Consider the following 15,725-nt stretch of genomic DNA (forward strand, 5'->3'; position numbering starts at 1 on the left):
CGGCCATGGTGAGAACGGCGCAATCGTCAGGTCGCCTCGGCGGTCGCGGCGAGCTCCTCCGTCAGGGCGGCGCTGACGGAATCGAACTCCCGCCGTATCCGCGCCAGGTCGCCCTTCCGTGGCAGATTGCCCTGGCCGGCGGCGAGCTGCATCTTCTCCGCCAGCTCGGCGACGCGCGGTGCGCCGATCGACAGCATGCTGCCTTTCAGCTTGTGCGCGCTCGCCATCACCTCTTTCGTCATGGCCTCCAGGAAGGCGGCCTCCAGGCTGTCGAGCTGCCCCGGCACGTTCTTCAGGACGAGCTGGATCAGCTTCCGCGAGCGCGGGACCTCGGGGTCGAGCACGGGCAGGGCCGATGGATCCTTGTCGGCGCCGGGGAGCGTGGTGGTCAGCTCCGGCTCGTCCCGGTTCAGGATCACGTGCCGCCACAAGGTCTTCTGCAGCGACTGAGGCCGTACCGGCTTGGCCAGGTAGTCGTCCATTCCGGCAGCGAGCACCCGGTCCCGCTCGCCGACCAGGGCGTGCGCGGTCAGCGCGATGATCACCGTGTGGCGACCCGTCCCGCTCTCCCACTCACGGATCTTCTGGGTGGAGGTGTACCCGTCCATGACCGGCATCTGGCAGTCCATCAGGACGGCGACATACTGCTTTCGCTTGACGCACTCGAGCGCCTCCAGGCCGTTGCTGGCGGTCTCCACGCGCAGGCCCAGCTGCTCCACCTGCTCCATCGCCACGTAACGGTTGATCTCGTTGTCATCGACGACCAGCACGGGCAGCTTGCTCGCGATCCGGCCCGGCTCCACGCCGGGCTTGCTGACGGGCGCGGCCGCGGCGCCGGTGAGCGCGCTCTGCAGCGTGTTGTAGAGCTCGGACACGCGGAGCGGCTTGGGGAGCTGCGTGACCAGGCTCGAGTCGAGCCCGCTCAGCGCCACGCTCGACCCCATGTGGTAGAGCGCCACGATGGGCAAGCTGCGCAACGTCGGCACCGACCGGATGGTCCGGACGAACTCCTCGAGGTCGAGATCCTGCATCTGAACGCCGACCACGGCGGCGCTGAACGGCCGATTCTCGAGCAGCCCGAGCTCCAGCTGGTTGATGGCGTCTCTCCCGGAGGTCGTGGAGTGGGCGTCGAAGCCCCAGGCCACGAGGTGCTCCACGACGACGTCGCGCCAGCTCTTGCTGATCTCCACCACGAGCGCGCGGCGTCCGCTCGCCCACTCGGCAGACCGGATCTGCTCGCCCCCGGACGTGACCCCGACCTTGAGCGTGAACCAGAACCGGCTGCCCTGTCCCGGCGTGCTCTCGAGGCCGACCTCGCCTCCCATGGCCTCCGCCAGGTGCTTGCTGATCGCCAGCCCCAGGCCGGTGCCGCCGTGCTTGCGGACCAGCGAGCCGTCCACCTGCGTGAAGGCGGAGAAGAGCTTCTTCTGGTCGTCGGGGGCGATGCCGGGGCCGGTGTCCACGACGGCGAGCTTGATCAGCGCCGAGGTCTTGTCCTGCTGAGGCGTGGGAGGCGTGGAGGCGTCGATCAGCACCTCTCCGCGCTCGGTGAACTTGATCGCGTTGCCGACCAGGTTGGTGAGCACCTGGCGAAACCGGTCGGGGTCGCCCACGACGCCGGTGGGGACGCGGCGCTCCACGCGGTACACGAGCTCGAGCCCCTTCTCGTGCGCCTGGCTCGCCATCAGCTCCGCGACCTCCTGGATGACGAGGCGCAGATCGTAGGACACGTGTTGCGCCACGTATTTGCCGGCCTCGAGCTTCGAGAAGTCGAGGACGTCGTTGATGATCGCCATCAGCGTGTTCGCGGACGCGTCGACGGTCTCCACGTATCGCCGCATCTTGCCTTCGAGCGCCTGGTTCTGCATGAGCCGGATGACGCCGAGGATCCCGTTCATGGGCGTCCGGATCTCATGGCTCATGTTGGCGAGGAACTCGCTCTTCAGCCGGGACGCCTCGAGGGCCTGCTCGGTCTTGACGCGCAGCTCCTCGAACGCCTGCTCGTTCGCCTCGACCATGCTGTTGAACGCCGCGCCGAGCAGCTCGAGCTCGTCGCCGCTCGCGATCTGCACGCGCTCCCACTTCTTCCGCGCCACGCCGGTCGACTCGGCGAGCGGCCCGTTCGAGCGGAGCCCGGTGGCGATGGCCCCCGCGGCCGAGCGCAGCGCCAACAGCGGCTCGGTGATGTGGACCGCCACCCGCTTGACGAGGAAATAGCTGGCCGCGATGCTGCCGAGGATCAGCGCCCCGATCAGCCCGAGCGTGGTCGCGAGCCGGCTCGCGGCGAGGTCGCGGGCCTGAGCCAGCCGCTCGGCGACGTGCCTCGTGCTGATGCCGTAGATCACGGTCCCGGCGTGGGTCCCCTCCGAGACGACCGGCGCCGTGACCTCCAGGACGTCGACGCCGCCCAGGGGATGCGCCCGCCGCCTCAGCGCCGCCCGGGGCTTGTGCTCCGTGCTGATGCCGAGGGCCTGCAGATCCTTCGCGGTGAGGCTCGGCGCGTCCTTCGCCTCGTTCGCCAGGGTCAGCCCGCTCGCCGCCCAGACCCGGTTCTCCGAGTCGAGGAACAGGCCATAGGCGATGTCGCCGTTCTCGGAGACGGTCTGAAAAATGAGCGCCTTGACGTCCCCGAAGAGGTTGTCCGCCACCAGGCTGCGCAGCGCCAGCGCCTGGTTGAAGCCGAGCAGGCGCGCCTTCTCTTCGAGGCCGCCCAGGAGCTCCTGCTCGCGCTTGGTCTGGACCTCGCGATCCGTGGAATAGATGAGGGCGCCGCTCGAGAGGAGCGTGGTGCCGCCGAGGAGCAGCAGCGCGCCCAGGATCAGGCGCAGCAGCTTGATACGGAGCGAGCCGTGGGCGTTCGGGCTAGGCATCGTTCAACGCGGGCGCCATGACGAGGACGGGGGGCCCGAGGGGACGGGCGTCGCGGACGAGGACGCCGCGGACGAAGGCGGGCCGGACTTCCCGCCGCGCACGGCCGCCGCGCGCTCGATCGCCGGCGCCAGGTCGGCGTGCAGCCTGGATTTCGAGACGATGCCGTCGGCGCCGACCTTCTGGCCGAGCGCGCTCAGCTGCTCGACCTCGCAGCCGGAGACAAGGACGATCCCGAGGTTCGCGAGCTGCGCGTTCTCCCGGAGCAGCTTGGCCAGCTTGTCGCCGTTGATGGTCGGCATGTTGATGTCGAGCGCCACCACGGTGATGCCGTCTCGCTTGATGACCGACGTCGCGCCGATGGGGGTCGCCAGCTCGAAGACGCAGAAGCCAGCCCTGACCAGGACGGCGCACATCGCCTCGCGGGCGATCTCGTCGTCGTCAATCACGAGCACCCGGATCATAAGAGCGCCCTCCAGGACCGCCGGCCACGTGCGCGATGCTCCCCTCGTAACGAGGGGGGCGAGCCCGTGCCCGGGCGCTCCAGCGCGCGAGCCGCCCCGCCGCATCGGGGCCCTGGTTGCGGTTGAAAAGGCAACTGCATGGCATCTCCAGTCCTCCCCGACACCCGTTCACCGCCCGATGAGAAAATCGACCTGTCCGAACTGGCTTGAATCGAGGCCGAAGCGCCGCGCGAGCCGCACGTCGACCAGGCGCTTCACGGAGACGGGCAGCCGAACATCCGACGCCCGGAGCTTCCAGTCCGCGTCCGCGAGCTCGTAGAGGAAATCCGCCGCCTGCACCGTGAGCGCTTGCGTGTCGGGGATGGCCGCGAACGTCCCGAACTCCGCGTGCTCGTTCACGAGCGAGCGCACGGCCACGACCACCGGCGCGCCGAGCCGATCCACGTACGGGAGCCAGACGTTGGTCAAGAACGTCGGGCTCAGCAGGCCATTGTCGTTCGGCAGCCAGATCGCGTCAACCTCGGCGCGCTGGAGGCGCACCAGCGCGGCGCGGAGGTCCTGGACATGTGGCTTGTTCGAGAGCTCTTGCCTCACGAAGGTCAGCTTCTCCACCTGCATGAGGGTCTCTTGTCGGGCGATGTGGCTGGTGAACCCCTGGCGGTACACGACGCCTACCCGGCGGACGTCGAGCCCCAGCGTGCGCAGGCCCACCATGGCCGTGACCGCCGGCACCTCGTACGAGATCGCCACCGAGTTGGGGACGGTGCGCTGGAGCTCCTCCGCGAAGGACGCCATCAGGATCAGCGCGACCGGCGGCGTCGGGGTGCTGCGTGCCCAGTTGCGATACAGGAGCACGGTCGAGTTGTTGACCAGCACCACCGCCCGCGGGCGATCTCGCGCGACGATCCGCCCCACGATCTCGGGGCTCGACTCCTCGACGTGCAGCGGGGAGATGGTGACGCGGTATTCATCGGACAGCTCGACGCGGAGCGACTTCAGCATGTCGTCGAGCTGCGCGTCCGAGGGAGCGATGATGGAGATGACGGGCTTCCCGTTTGGAGGCGGCGTCTCGGACAGCGGAGCCGGATCGCTGGCGACCTGGGGGGCCGGGCCGGACGAGCAGCCCAGGACCAGCGAGAGGCCCACGAGGGCGGAGGCGCGCCGGAGCCAGCGCGAGCAGCGGGGACGCGTTGACTTCATTTCCATTCGTCCACCCCCAGATCCGCCAGTACGTGTTTCGGGAGCTTCCGGATCGCGCCCTCGACAAATTGGCGCTCGCTCAGGAACGTGACGGCCACGAGCCCGACCTTGGCCGTCGAGAGGCTCAGCATCGTGAATTGCATCTTGCTCTTGGACTCGAAATCGGAGCGGAACCGCTCCGGAAGAAGCACCGCGTCCGCCGTTTGAAACTGGAGCAGCTGCAGCAGATCTTCGATCTTCGTGACGCGCCGGACCTCCGGCGCGTCGCTCACACCGAGGAGCCCGGCGACGAACTTCGGGAGCGCTTTTCGTTCGACAAGGTCGATCATCCCGTACCTGAGGGATAAAAGCATGTCTCGGGTCAGCGATTTCGTCGAGACCAGGAGGTATTGTTCCGCGTCGCTCCCCGCCTTCAGGCCCTGGAGGTCGGCGCTCCGATTGAGCGAGGTCAGGACCGGCCTTGGCGAGAGCGCCGCGCTCGGCGGGCTCGTCTCGAGCGCCGTCTTGAAATCGCTCAGCTTGCCAAACACCGTGACGTCGACGCCGGGCATCGACTCCTCGATCTTCTGCTCGAGCGCCCGAGCGCGGAGCGGCGTCACGGCATAGACATAGAGCGTCGCCTCAGGGCCGGCCGTGGTCGGCGGACTGAGCAGCAGAAGGCAGATCCCGACGAGCAGCGCCGTCGTGAGCAGGACCGCCGGCGCGCGCCGGGGCTGGATGGCGCGGCGAGGCAGGCATCGGGCCTTCACGCGCCGAGCCCAGGCGGCGAGAATCTCGAGGATGTGACGAAATGCCCCGGGTTGAGCAGGAGCTGCCAGGTGGTTGTTGGGCGGCGCACAAGACGACATCCAACGGTGCGCGACCCGCGCTGGAGTTGCGAGGTGCCCCAAGGCCCGCTCGATCGCCGACCGACCTCCCCGCTTGGAGCGGCTGCGTGTTCTTTCCACCCGCCTCATGCCCTCCTGGCCATCGTAGTAGACAGCGTAGCCGACGACTAACCCTCCCTGTCAAGCGCCCTAGGAGGCGGCCCTGTGATCCGAACGAGCGTTGCTAAACGTGGATCTTGGAGAGGGAAACAACACCTGGGCGGCCGCTGCACCCGCCAGAGCGCGCCGGCGCGGCCCGCGCCCGCGTGGCCGCTTACGAAAGGTGCTCGGATGCGCGCTTGACACGTGCACCTGTCTCTGAGCTCGATGTCGCGCCTCGGACGCGCCGCCCTCTCACCCGTTGTGCGCCCGCGTGTGGCGGCGCCCTGCCCTGGGCAATCGGGCGCTGGCAACCCCGATTGCCGCGAACTGTTCGGCCTCGTCGACCTACATGTGGAGCGATGGGGCACGTGATGCCCGAACACTTCACCTCGTCACGCACCGGCGGTGGAGGCCGTGCGTGCGCCCACCTCCCCATCGCCAGGATGGAACCAGGCGCTCGAACTGCCACGGTCCCGGAGGATCGCGGCGCCCGGATCTCCTCGGCGGCGGCCTACGTGGGATCCGCCTGGCGACGGGAGAGCGCAGGTGGGGGCTTGTTCAACACAGGAGTCCCCTCCGCGGGCTGGCGGCCGTCGTGGTCCTGGAAGTACTCCAAGAGCCGCCGGTCGGCGTCGTCCCCGAACAGGATCCGGCTCGCCTCCCGGAGGCCGGGCGACCTCGCGAGCTCGTCGCGGCGGACGAGGAGCGCGATCTTCGTGCGCCGCCGCAGGAGGTCCTCGAGCTTCACGATCATCTCGCGCCGCGCGGCGTACGCGATCTCGCACCGCACGTCCTCCGCCCCCTCGACAAGCGCGTCGGCCATCCTCCGGTCGCTCCGGATCTCCTCGAGCAGCTCGAGCGCCTGCGCGCCATACCGGCGCCACAGGCGCGCGCTGAGCTCCTCGGAGGAGCCCTGCGGCGTCAGCGCGTCGAGGCCGAGGACGCGCGCTCTTCGGAAGAACTCCTGACGAACCTCCTCGCCCGGCTCGCCGTACCAGCGCTGCGCCGGGCGGGGCAGCGCGACGCCGAGCTCCTGCACGGCGGCGCAGATCTCGTCGCCCACGTTGATGCAGTCGGTGAGCTTGCCGCCGAAGATGCTCACGTGGGCCTCCGCGCGGTTCACCTCGATGGCGTGCTTGCGCGAGAGCTGCAGCCAGTCCTCGCCGCCGCCGCCGTCCTCGACCGCGAGGGGGCGCACCCCGCAGCGCTCGGCGATGATGTCCGCCTCGCGGAGCGGGCGCGGCAGGGCGAGCCGCTTGTTGATGTTCGAGAGCACGAAGCGCCGATCCTCGGGCGTCACCGCGGCGCGCGGGCTCTCGACCCGGGTGTCGGTCGTGCCGATGCACGTCCTCGGGCCCATCGGGATCACGAAGAACAGCCGGCCGTCGTCCGCGAAGAACGTCAGCACCCGCCGGCTCGGGGTCAGCCGATCCACGATGAGGTGGATGCCCTTCGAGAAGATGTGCCTGTGGCTCGTCCGCTGGCCCGTGAGCCCGTTGTGCGCGTCAACGAACGGCCCGCAGGCGTTCACGAGCACGCGGGAGCGGATGGTGAGCTCCTCGCCCGACACGACGTCGCGGGCGCGCGTGAGCCACGCGTCCCCCTCGCGCCGCGCGCCGAGCGACTCGACGTAGTTGGCCGCCCGCGCGCCGTGGTCGAGCGCGGCGCGGACGAAGCCCCAGACGAACCGCGCGTCGTTGTCGACGAGGTACGCGTCGGAGTACTCGAATCCTCCGTCGCAGCCGTCCAGGTTGATGATGGGCTCTTCCCGCGCCATCGCCCGGCGGGAGAGCAGGCGGGGGATCTTCGTGAAGAAGCTGCCGATGATCCAGTAGAGCCAGGTGCCGAGGAAGAGCTTGAAGAGGCCGTGGCGGAAGCCCCGCTCGTGCGCGGTATAGAACCGGATCTCCCGCACCGCCGACGGATAGCTCCTGAGGAGGAGGTTCCTCGATTTGCAGAGCTTCCGTACGAGCGGAAACTCGAAGCTTTCCATGTACTTGATGCCGCCCCAGGCGAGGTTCGACGACTCCTGGCTGGTGAATCCGGCGAAGTCGCCGCGGTCGATCAGCGCGACCCTGGCGCCCTTCGCGGCGAGGGCCGAGGCGGCGACGGCGCCGTTGATCCCGGCGCCGAGGACGAGGACGTCGAAGGTCTCGCGGCTCAAGCTGTCGATGTTCGTGGCCCGCAGCATCGATGGCGATCCGGCGTGAGGCGCGGTGGGCGCGCAGCCGGAGCTCTATCACGTCTCCGCCGCGCCGTCCCCGGCTCAGCCCATCAGGCCATCGGCCCACAGGCCGTCGTCGTCCCGCAGCGCGTCGGGCGACGGCATCGGGTGGGCGCGGCGCGGGCTGCTCCTCGGCGCGATGGCGTGGCCGGTGTGCAGGTGCTGCCACCGCGCCATCTTCGTGTAGACGCCGCCCCGCCGCAGGAGCTCCTCGTGCGCGCCGTGCTCGACGATGCGGCCGCGCTCCATCACGAAGATCTGATCGCAGTCGACGATCGTGCTCAGGCGGTGGCTCATGAGGACGATCGTCCGCTGGCCCTTCAGCGCGCGCAGCGACTCGCCGATGGTCCGCTCGTGCTCGGCGTCGAGCCCGTCGGTCGGCTCGTCGATCACGAGGATGGGCGCGTCCGTCAGCAGCGCGCGCGCGATCGCGATGCGCTGCCGCTGGCCGGCCGACAGGTTCAGCCCGCCGTCGGCGATCTGGGTGCCGTAGCCGTCCGGCAGCGCCTCGATGAGGCCCGCTGCCCCCGCCATCTCGGCCGCCTCGCGGATCTCCGCGTCGGCCGCGGAGGGGCGGCCGTAGGCGATGTTCTCCGCGATCGTCGTCGGCAAGAGGATGCTGTCCTGGAGGACGAGCGCGATGTGACGGCGCAGATCGGCCACGCGGACCGCGCGCGTGTCGATCCCGTCGAGCCGCAGCGCGCCGTGCGTCGGGTTGTGGAAGCGCGGCAGCAGGCTGAGCAGCGTCGTCTTGCCGGCGCCGACCGAGCCCACGAACGCGACCATCTCGCCCGGCCGGATCGTCGCGTCGACCCCGCGCAGCACCGGGTGGCCCGGGCGGTACTCGAACCCGACCGCGTCGAGCGAGAGCACGCGCGGCTCGGGCGGGAGCGCGGCCGCGTCGTGGTGGTCGATCACCGCCTGATCGCGGTCGAGCACCTCGAAGACGCGCTGCGCGCCCGCGACGCCGCCCTGCACCGCCGCGCCGGCGCCGGTCAGCTTGCAGAGCGGGTCGTAGAGCATGCCCAGGTAGCCGAGGAACGCCGTGAGCGCGCCCAGCGTCATGCTGGAGTCGCCCGCGCCCGTCCGGGCCTCGACGACGAGGGAGCCGCCGTAGCCGAGCACCAGCGCGATGCCGAGCCCCAGGATCGACCCCACGGCGAGCGTGTGGCGGAGCTCGTCCAGGTGGAGCCTGAGCCACGCCTTCACGCTGTTGCGCAGCGTCGTGTCGAAGCGCGCCTCCTCGTCCGCCTCGCGGCCGAACGCCTGCACGAGGCCGATCGACGCCATCGAGCGCTGCACGGACGTCGTGAGCTGGCTCTCGACCTCCTTCGCCTCGGTGCACTTCGTGCGCAGCGTGCGCCCGAACCGCGCGTTCGTGAGCAGGAGCGGCGGCACGACGGCGAGCGCGATCAGCGTGAGCGTCAGGCTGCGCGAGGCCATGATGCAGATCATCACCGCGAGGGTCAGCGCGCTCCCCAGCACCGCGACGGCCACGTTGAGGATGCCGTGGAACCCGGCGGCGTCCTGGTTGAGCCGGTAGAGGGCGTCCCCCTGCGGCTGCGCCCGGTGATAGCCGATGTGGAGCGCCTGGAGCTTGCGGTACACGTCGCAGCGCACGCGCGTGAGCCCGCCGTAGCCGATGCGGAAGTTGAGCAGGGTGCGGCCCATGCCCACGCACTCCTGCGCCACGCGGAGGACGAGCGTTATCGCCGCGAGCCCGAGCACGCGGCCGAGCAGGCTGTCCGGGAGCGGCGCGAGCAGGAGGCGATGGATGAAGCCCTCGTTGCGCGGCCCGCTCGAGATGAGATCGACGATCACGGCGACGGGCCACACCTGGAGGAGGCTGATCGCGATGGAGACGCAGACCAGCAAGGAGAGCGCCCCGAGGCGCGCCCACTCGCCCCTGAAATAGGCGCCCACGCGGAGGAAGAACCGGAGCCGCGCCGCGCCGGCCGAGCGGCTCGGCGCGCGGCTCCGCTCCGCGGCCATCGCCGGAGAACGCCTCGATGACCTGCTCCTGCCTTCGCGTCGCGGCGGAGGGTGGTAGTTCTTGCGCTGAGCCTGCGCGCTCATGGTTCGCTGCGCTCTCTTCCTGTCCACGGTTGAGGTGGCCGCCGGCGGCCCGGGATCGGGCCCTGCCTGAAGGACCATCGGTTTCGACCAGTAGCGAGGTATCAGCGCAGGTGTAACAGCCCATCGCGGCCGCGCTCGCTGCATTGTGTCGGAGAGCAGGTGAGCTCCTGCTGATTTGCTGCGCGGTTGTCCGGGACTCCAGGGCTCATCGCGGCGACGCGGTCACGGCCCAGACCGGCGGCGCGGCCGGCTCTCCGCGCCTACCCGCGCGTCCGTTGTCTGGCCAGCGCGAGGCGGCGGCCGAGCGCGCGCGCCGGCGTGAGATCGAGCTCGTCCTGGCTCGCTCGAGTCGGGCCGTCGCGCCGCGCCGTCCTGCTCGCCGGAGCCATCTCGGCGCGGGCGGGGGGCTGGATCAGGACTCCATGATTGAGGAGGGAGACCATCATTGCCTGGAGCGCCGCGCGCTGCGCCCCCTCGACCGGAGAGGGCGAGCAGAACACAGACGCCACCTTGCCGGCGAGATCGCCCGAGAGCTGCCTCGCTCCGTCGAGGAAGCGCCGGAGCTCGGCGCTCATCGTGCCGTAGCGCGCAGGCGAGCCGAAGGCGATGCCGTCCGCCCAGAGGAGGTCGTCGCTGCGCGCCAGCGGGACGGCGGCGAGGTGCTCGCGGGCCGCACGGATCCGCTCACCCGTCCTCCAGCGGTCCTGCGGCGCCGCGAGGTCGGCGAGCTGTCGGAGCCGGACGGTCGCCCCGGTCTGCTCGGCGCCCTCCGCGACCGCGGCGGCGAGCGCGGCCGTGTCACCGTAGAGGGAATAGAAGATCACGGCCACGTTCACGGTCGGGGGGTATGCAGCGCCCATACCGCCGTCCTCGCGCCCGGAGCGCACCTCGCCGCCTCTGACGAGCTCGCTGCGCGTCCCGTCATGCGTAGTTCGTCGCGCGCGATCCGTCCGCACACGTCGCGCGCTGCGGCGCAATTCGAATTGCGCGCTGTGGCGGAAGGTTTTATGGGTCCTCGGTGGGCACGAACGGATCGCGCTCGGGCGACAGCGAGGGTGCCTCGCGCGGTCCCGAGCGGGAGGGCGACGTGGAGCCGGGCGATCCGTCGGTCGCGCCGCCGCTGGCGCCGCGCGCGGCCGGGCGAGGCGTCGTGGCGGGCGGCCCCGCGCGGCCGCGGACGATCTGCGTCATCGAGGACGACAAGGGCGTCAGCGACGCGCTCGCGGGTGTGCTGTCGGACGAGGGCTACGCGGTGATGACGGCCGCGAACGGCGCCGAGGCGCTGGCCAGGCTCCGCGATGTGCCGGCGCCGGCGCTCATCGTGCTCGATCTGATGATGCCGGTGATGGACGGCTACGCGTTCCGCGCAGAGCAGCTGCGCACCCCCGCGATCGCCGATGTCCCGGTGGTCGTGCTCACGGCGGGGGCGGCGCCGCGCGCGGCCGAGCTCGGACCGGTCGACATCCTGAAGAAGCCTGTCGATCTGGTTACGCTGCTCGATGCGGTGGGGCGCTATGTCTGACGGGGCGCGCTGAAGTGAGGAGGAGCGAGAGATCCGCCGATACCCGGCGAAATCTCTCCTGGAAGTCGAGGCAGTGGTAAGATCCGTCCCCACGCCATGCTGTGCGAGCGTCCTCTTGTTCTTTTCCTGAGCCCTTTGCTTGCTGTCGTGATGATCGGCTGTGCGACAGATCCTCCAGCTCAGCCCGAGGGGTGGGACAGCGCGGTGGCGCTGCGGCCGGCGGTCGATCTCGACGCCAGGCCGGAGGTGGTCGAGGTCGATCTGACCGCGCGTGTCGAGGAGCTGGAGATCGTGCCCGGCAAGAGGACGCCCACCTGGACGTATGACGGCGGGCTGCCTGGCCCGCTGATCCGCGCCAGGGTGGGAGATCGCGTGATCGTGAATTTCCGCAACGAGCTCTCGGCGCCCACCACGGTTCACTGGCACGGCGTGCGCTTGCTGGCGGAGATGGACGGCGCGCCCGGGCACAGCCAGGCCGAGACGCCGCCGGGCGGCAGCTTCACCTACGACTTCGTCGTCCCCGACGCGGGGCTTTACTGGTATCACCCGCACGTCGACTCCGCCGTGCAGTCGGGTAACGGCCTCTACGGCCCGCTGCTGGTCGAGGATCCGGGCGAGCCTGCGGCGCTCGGCGACGAGCTCGTCCTCGTGCTCAGCGACATCACCGTGCGCGACGACGGCACGCTCGAGGACCCGGACGTGGGCGGCAATCTGGGCACGCTGTTCGGGCGCGAGGGCGACCTGTTGCTCGTGAATGGGCGGGTGAACCCGGTGATCGAGGCGCGCGCCGGGCTCAGGCAGCGGTGGCGCATCGTCAACGCGGCCAGGTCCCGCTACTACCAGCTCGCGATCACGGATCACCGCTTCACGCGCATCGGCGGCGACGGCGGGCTCCTGGAGCGCCCCGTCGAGACGGAGATGATCCTGCTCACCCCCGGCGAGCGCGCCGACGTGCTGGTGGCGCCGCGCGGCGCGCCGGGCTCGACGCTCTCGGTGCGCTGGGTGCCCTACGATCGCGGCTATGGCGCCACCTTCGGGAGGCCCGAGGTCGAGGCCTTCCGCCTCCGCCTCGCGGACGAGCCCGCGGCCGAGGACGAGCCGCTCCCCGAGGTCGCGCGGGCCATCGGGGCGCTCGACACGGCGGGGGCGACGCGCGTCGATCTGAAGCTGACGCTGCGGGAGGGGCCGGGCGACGTGGTGATGGGCATCGACGGCGTGGCCTCGTGGGAGGCGGAGCCGCTCGTGGCGGCGGTGGGCGAGACCTCGGTGTGGACCGTCGAGAACACGATGGATTTCGATCACCCGTTCCACCTGCACGGCTTCTTCTTCCAGGTGCTCGGCGAAGGCGGGGAGCCGGTGAGGCCGCTGGAGTGGAAGGACACGGTGAACGTGCCTGTCGACGGCGGGGCGCGCTTCGTGGTCCGTTACGACAACCGGCCGGGAATGTGGATGTTCCATTGCCATATCCTCGACCACGCCGACGCCGGCATGATGGGGATGCTGAACGTCGTGCGGTGATGGCGCCGGAGCGGGTGGGCTGCTCCGGCCGGGGGCGGTGGAACCGAGGTGTCTTCAGGTGGTAAGCTGGCGGCATGCCTGAGCTGCCCGTCGCCTTGCGGTCGATCGATGTCACCGAGCTCGATGCGTTCGTCGAGCTCGTGGTCTGCTCGTATGCGGACGAGCGCGCGAGCGCCATGGACGCACGGACGGAGGACGCGCAGCGCAACGCGCGCTCCCAGGTGGAGGCGCTCTTGCCGCAGGGGCTCGCCACCCCCGACCACCACCTCTATTCGGTCCTGGAGGGGAATGCTGCGGTCGGTCATCTCTGGATCGGGGTGACCCACGTGGACGGGTTTCGAAGCGCGTTCATCTACGATATCCACCTGCGTGAAGACGCCCGCGGCCGGGGCCTCGGGCGCCGGGTCATGGTGCTCGCCGAGGAGGCCGCCCGCGGCCTGGGCGCGCGGGATATCGAGCTCCACGTCTTCGCGCAGAACACGCGGGCGCGTCGGCTCTACGAGTCGCTCGGCTACCGGGTCACGAGCCTGAGCATGAGAAAGCACCTCGGCTGAGGTCCGGGCCAAGGGGCATGGTCGCTCTGGTCAAAAAGCAGGCTTCAGAGTTCGATGCGCTCTACATCGATGGAGTCCACGGCTGCACGATCTGCGGGGTGAAATAGGCATCGAGCAGGAATGCGGGAAGGTGGGAAGGCGGGCGCGAAGGCGGGGGAGACAGAGTGACCTTGTTCATTCCCTCATGTCGTCTCCGCTCCTTTCTGTTGATTCCGCTCTGTCGACTCGGTAAGGCAGGAAGGAGCATGAGGAAGAGATCTGCGCGATGGCTGTGGGCGGCGCTGTGCCTGCCGGGCGTCGGGTGCACGACGATCGCCGGGCTGGACAAGCCCTATCATCCGATAGAGGAACAGGGCGCTGGTGGCGCTGGTGGCGCTGGTGGCGCTGGTGGCGGTGGCGGCGGAAGCGGTGGCGTGGAGAGCGGCAGTCGCTGCGCTGGGCTGCCCACGACGTGCGGGCCGGCGGGAGACGAGAGCTGCTGCGCGAGCGAGCTGGTGACGGGGGGGACGTTCGCCCGGAGCAACGACCCGGCTTTCCCGACCACGGTGAGCGACTTTCGGCTGGACCGGTTCGAGGTCACGCTGGGGCGGTTCCGGGCGTTCGTGGAGGCGTATCCCGGGAGCCGGCCAGCAGCGGGCGCCGGCGCGCATCCGCGGATCACGGACAGCGGGTGGGATGCGGCGTGGGACGAACGCCTGCCGCCGGACCATGCCGAGCTCGTGAAAGGTCTGTTCTGCGATTCGGAGGGCACGGCGTGGGTGTGGACGGATGAGCCCGGCGCGAACGAGCGCTTCGCGATGAACTGCGTGAGCTGGTACATGGCGTTTGCGTTCTGCGCGTGGGACGGCGGTCGACTGCCGACGGAGGCGGAGCTGGGGTACGCGGCGGCCGGCGGCGCCGAGCAGCGTCCGTATCCGTGGTCCGCCTCGGCGGACGATGAGACCCTCGATCGGGACCACGCGGTGTATGCCTGCAATGGCAGCGATGTGGAGGGGTGCGTGATCGAGGACGTCCTGCCGGTCGGATCGAAGTCACCGCAGGGAGACGGGCTGTTCAAACAATCGGACCTGTCGGGGAGCGTGTGGGAGTGGACGCTGGATTGGTATGGAGATTACCCGCCCGACTGCGTGGACTGCGCCGTCACGACGGGCGGCACGGAGCGCGTGATGCGAGGCGGCGGCTGGCGCAGCGCCGCGGAGGCGCTGCACCTCTCCACCCGCGACTACCGCCCCCCGGCGAACCGCGCGATCGGCATCGGGGTCCGGTGCGCGCGGGAGCCGTGAGCGAGCACGTACGCGTCGAGCTTCTGCGGGCGAAGCGCTACTGGCCCCGCGCCCTCGCGGCGGCCGTCGCATAAGGCGGCTCGCGGCCCGCGCGCACCGCGGCGAGGTCGGCGCGCATCATCCTCGCGTCGGGATACCGCTCCTGCTTGAGGAAGGCGAGGGCGCGATCGACGACGGCGCACAGCCCCGGCGGCGCCGTGGGGGCGTGCTGCGCGAGGGGCGGCGCCTTCTCGGTGGAGACGGCGATGAGCAGGTGCGCGTCGCTCAGGTTGCCGTGGATGGTGCGGCCCGCGAGCAGGCGGAACATCGTCGCGCCAAGGCCGAACAGGTCGGTCCGGCCGTCGATCTCGCGGATGAGGCCCAGGGCCTGCTCGGGCGCCATGTAGTCGTCGGTGCCGATCGACACGCCCGTGCTGGTCTTCGTCATCTCCGGCACGCCGGCGACGTCATCGAGCAGCGGGTCGAGGACGCGCGCGAGGCCGAAATCGAGCACCCGCACGCGCCCGTCGTTGCCGATGTGCAGGTTCTCGGGCTTGAGATCGCGGTGAACGATGCCGTGGTCGTGCGCCACGGTCAGCACGTCGAGGACCCGCTCGGCGAGCGCGATCACCTGGCCGACAGGGAGCGTCCCGTGCCGTACCATGCGGTCGAACACCGTCTCTCCCTCGAGCACCTCCATGGCCATGTAGACCGCGCCGTCGTCGGTGGCCCCGGACTCCAGCACCTGGGGGAACCCATCGCAGAGCGGCGCGACGGCGGCCAGCGCGTTCCCGATCGGCCCCTCGCGCAGGAACCGCTTGCGCACCTCGTCGATGCCGGCGAGGTCGGCGTGCAGGACCTTGACCGCCGCCACGCACCCGTCGGCGCGGCGGCAGAAGAAGACGCTCGCCATGCCGCCGACCCCGAGGACGCTCTCCACCGCCCATGGGCCGATCCGCCTGCCGACGCGCTGCTCTGCGAGCTCCTCTTCGGTCACCATGGGACGATGGTATCACTGGCATCGCCCCGCGGGGTCTCGTCTGGGCGGGCGCTCCGGCCGAGTCGAGCA

Annotated in this window: 12 protein-coding genes; 4 read left to right on the top strand and 8 right to left on the bottom strand. The window is 70.3% G+C overall.

Translation table 11 applies throughout. From position 1 onward, the window contains the following. Positions 1-26: 26 nt before the first annotated feature. From WMF17_RS06840 to WMF17_RS06870, 7 genes are all read right to left on the bottom strand, one after another. On the bottom strand, positions 27-2,870 hold the full coding sequence (locus tag WMF17_RS06840) for a response regulator (protein ID WP_437648713.1): 2,844 nt from the start codon (positions 2,868-2,870) through the stop codon (positions 27-29). 3 nt (positions 2,871-2,873) lie between these two features. Beyond that, on the bottom strand, positions 2,874-3,317 hold the full coding sequence (locus tag WMF17_RS06845; protein ID WP_437601146.1) for a response regulator: 444 nt from the start codon (positions 3,315-3,317) through the stop codon (positions 2,874-2,876). Positions 3,318-3,500: 183 nt separating this feature from the next. Continuing rightward, the gene (locus WMF17_RS06850; protein ID WP_437601147.1) at positions 3,501-4,532 is read right to left on the bottom strand and encodes a hypothetical protein; all 1,032 of its coding nucleotides are present in this window, start codon (positions 4,530-4,532) and stop codon (positions 3,501-3,503) included. Next, positions 4,529-5,281, bottom strand: coding sequence for a hypothetical protein (locus WMF17_RS06855; RefSeq protein WP_437601148.1), 753 nt, complete (start codon positions 5,279-5,281; stop codon positions 4,529-4,531). Before WMF17_RS06855 ends, WMF17_RS06850 begins: the two co-directional genes overlap by 4 nt. Positions 5,282-6,011: 730 nt before the next feature. Continuing rightward, complete coding sequence (locus WMF17_RS06860) at positions 6,012-7,691, bottom strand: glycerol-3-phosphate dehydrogenase/oxidase (protein WP_437601149.1); 1,680 nt, start codon at positions 7,689-7,691, stop codon at positions 6,012-6,014. Positions 7,692-7,766: 75 nt separating this feature from the next. Continuing rightward, on the bottom strand, positions 7,767-9,800 hold the full coding sequence (locus WMF17_RS06865; RefSeq protein ID WP_437601150.1) for an ABC transporter ATP-binding protein: 2,034 nt from the start codon (positions 9,798-9,800) through the stop codon (positions 7,767-7,769). A gap of 260 nt (positions 9,801-10,060) precedes the next feature. Next, the gene (locus WMF17_RS06870) at positions 10,061-10,660 is read right to left on the bottom strand and encodes an NAD(P)H-dependent oxidoreductase (RefSeq protein ID WP_437601151.1); all 600 of its coding nucleotides are present in this window, start codon (positions 10,658-10,660) and stop codon (positions 10,061-10,063) included. A 158-nt stretch (positions 10,661-10,818) separates the two neighbouring features. Between WMF17_RS06870 and WMF17_RS06875 the strand changes: the two genes are divergently transcribed. The 4 genes from WMF17_RS06875 (at position 10,819) to WMF17_RS06890 (ending at position 14,677) form a co-directional block, all read left to right on the top strand. Then, positions 10,819-11,322: a response regulator gene (locus WMF17_RS06875; protein ID WP_437601152.1), complete on the top strand. Its 504-nt coding sequence runs from the start codon at positions 10,819-10,821 to the stop codon at positions 11,320-11,322. A gap of 150 nt (positions 11,323-11,472) precedes the next feature. Next, the gene (locus WMF17_RS06880) at positions 11,473-12,840 is read left to right on the top strand and encodes a multicopper oxidase family protein (RefSeq protein ID WP_437601153.1); all 1,368 of its coding nucleotides are present in this window, start codon (positions 11,473-11,475) and stop codon (positions 12,838-12,840) included. A 74-nt stretch (positions 12,841-12,914) separates the two neighbouring features. Beyond that, on the top strand, positions 12,915-13,394 hold the full coding sequence (locus tag WMF17_RS06885; RefSeq protein ID WP_437601154.1) for a GNAT family N-acetyltransferase: 480 nt from the start codon (positions 12,915-12,917) through the stop codon (positions 13,392-13,394). Positions 13,395-13,639: 245 nt separating this feature from the next. Then, positions 13,640-14,677 carry a formylglycine-generating enzyme family protein gene (locus tag WMF17_RS06890; RefSeq protein WP_437648714.1) on the top strand — a complete coding sequence of 346 codons (1,038 nt, stop codon included), beginning with the start codon at positions 13,640-13,642 and terminating at the stop codon, positions 14,675-14,677. Positions 14,678-14,714: 37 nt separating this feature from the next. On the opposite strand, the gene WMF17_RS06895 is transcribed toward WMF17_RS06890, so the two are convergent. After that, on the bottom strand, positions 14,715-15,656 hold the full coding sequence (locus tag WMF17_RS06895; protein ID WP_437648715.1) for a serine/threonine-protein kinase: 942 nt from the start codon (positions 15,654-15,656) through the stop codon (positions 14,715-14,717). Positions 15,657-15,725: the final 69 nt, after the last annotated feature.

Source organism: Sorangium sp. So ce362 (assembly GCF_051519845.1).
In the GTDB taxonomy this organism is placed as follows: Bacteria; Myxococcota_A; Polyangia; order Polyangiales; family Polyangiaceae; genus Sorangium.

What these genes read in the sequence shown, in the direction of transcription:
- WMF17_RS06840 (WP_437648713.1), bottom strand. Translation starts at nt 2,870, where the DNA reads ATGCCTAGCCCGAACGCCCACGGCTCGCTCCGTATCAAGCTGCTGCGC.
- WMF17_RS06850 (WP_437601147.1), bottom strand. Translation starts at nt 4,532, where the DNA reads ATGAAGTCAACGCGTCCCCGCTGCTCGCGCTGGCTCCGGCGCGCCTCC.
- WMF17_RS06860 (WP_437601149.1), bottom strand. Translation starts at nt 7,691, where the DNA reads ATGCTGCGGGCCACGAACATCGACAGCTTGAGCCGCGAGACCTTCGAC.
- WMF17_RS06865 (WP_437601150.1), bottom strand. Translation starts at nt 9,800, where the DNA reads ATGAGCGCGCAGGCTCAGCGCAAGAACTACCACCCTCCGCCGCGACGC.
- WMF17_RS06870 (WP_437601151.1), bottom strand. Translation starts at nt 10,660, where the DNA reads ATGGGCGCTGCATACCCCCCGACCGTGAACGTGGCCGTGATCTTCTAT.
- WMF17_RS06880 (WP_437601153.1), top strand. Translation starts at nt 11,473, where the DNA reads ATGATCGGCTGTGCGACAGATCCTCCAGCTCAGCCCGAGGGGTGGGAC.
- WMF17_RS06885 (WP_437601154.1), top strand. Translation starts at nt 12,915, where the DNA reads ATGCCTGAGCTGCCCGTCGCCTTGCGGTCGATCGATGTCACCGAGCTC.
- WMF17_RS06890 (WP_437648714.1), top strand. Translation starts at nt 13,640, where the DNA reads ATGAGGAAGAGATCTGCGCGATGGCTGTGGGCGGCGCTGTGCCTGCCG.
- WMF17_RS06895 (WP_437648715.1), bottom strand. Translation starts at nt 15,656, where the DNA reads ATGGTGACCGAAGAGGAGCTCGCAGAGCAGCGCGTCGGCAGGCGGATC.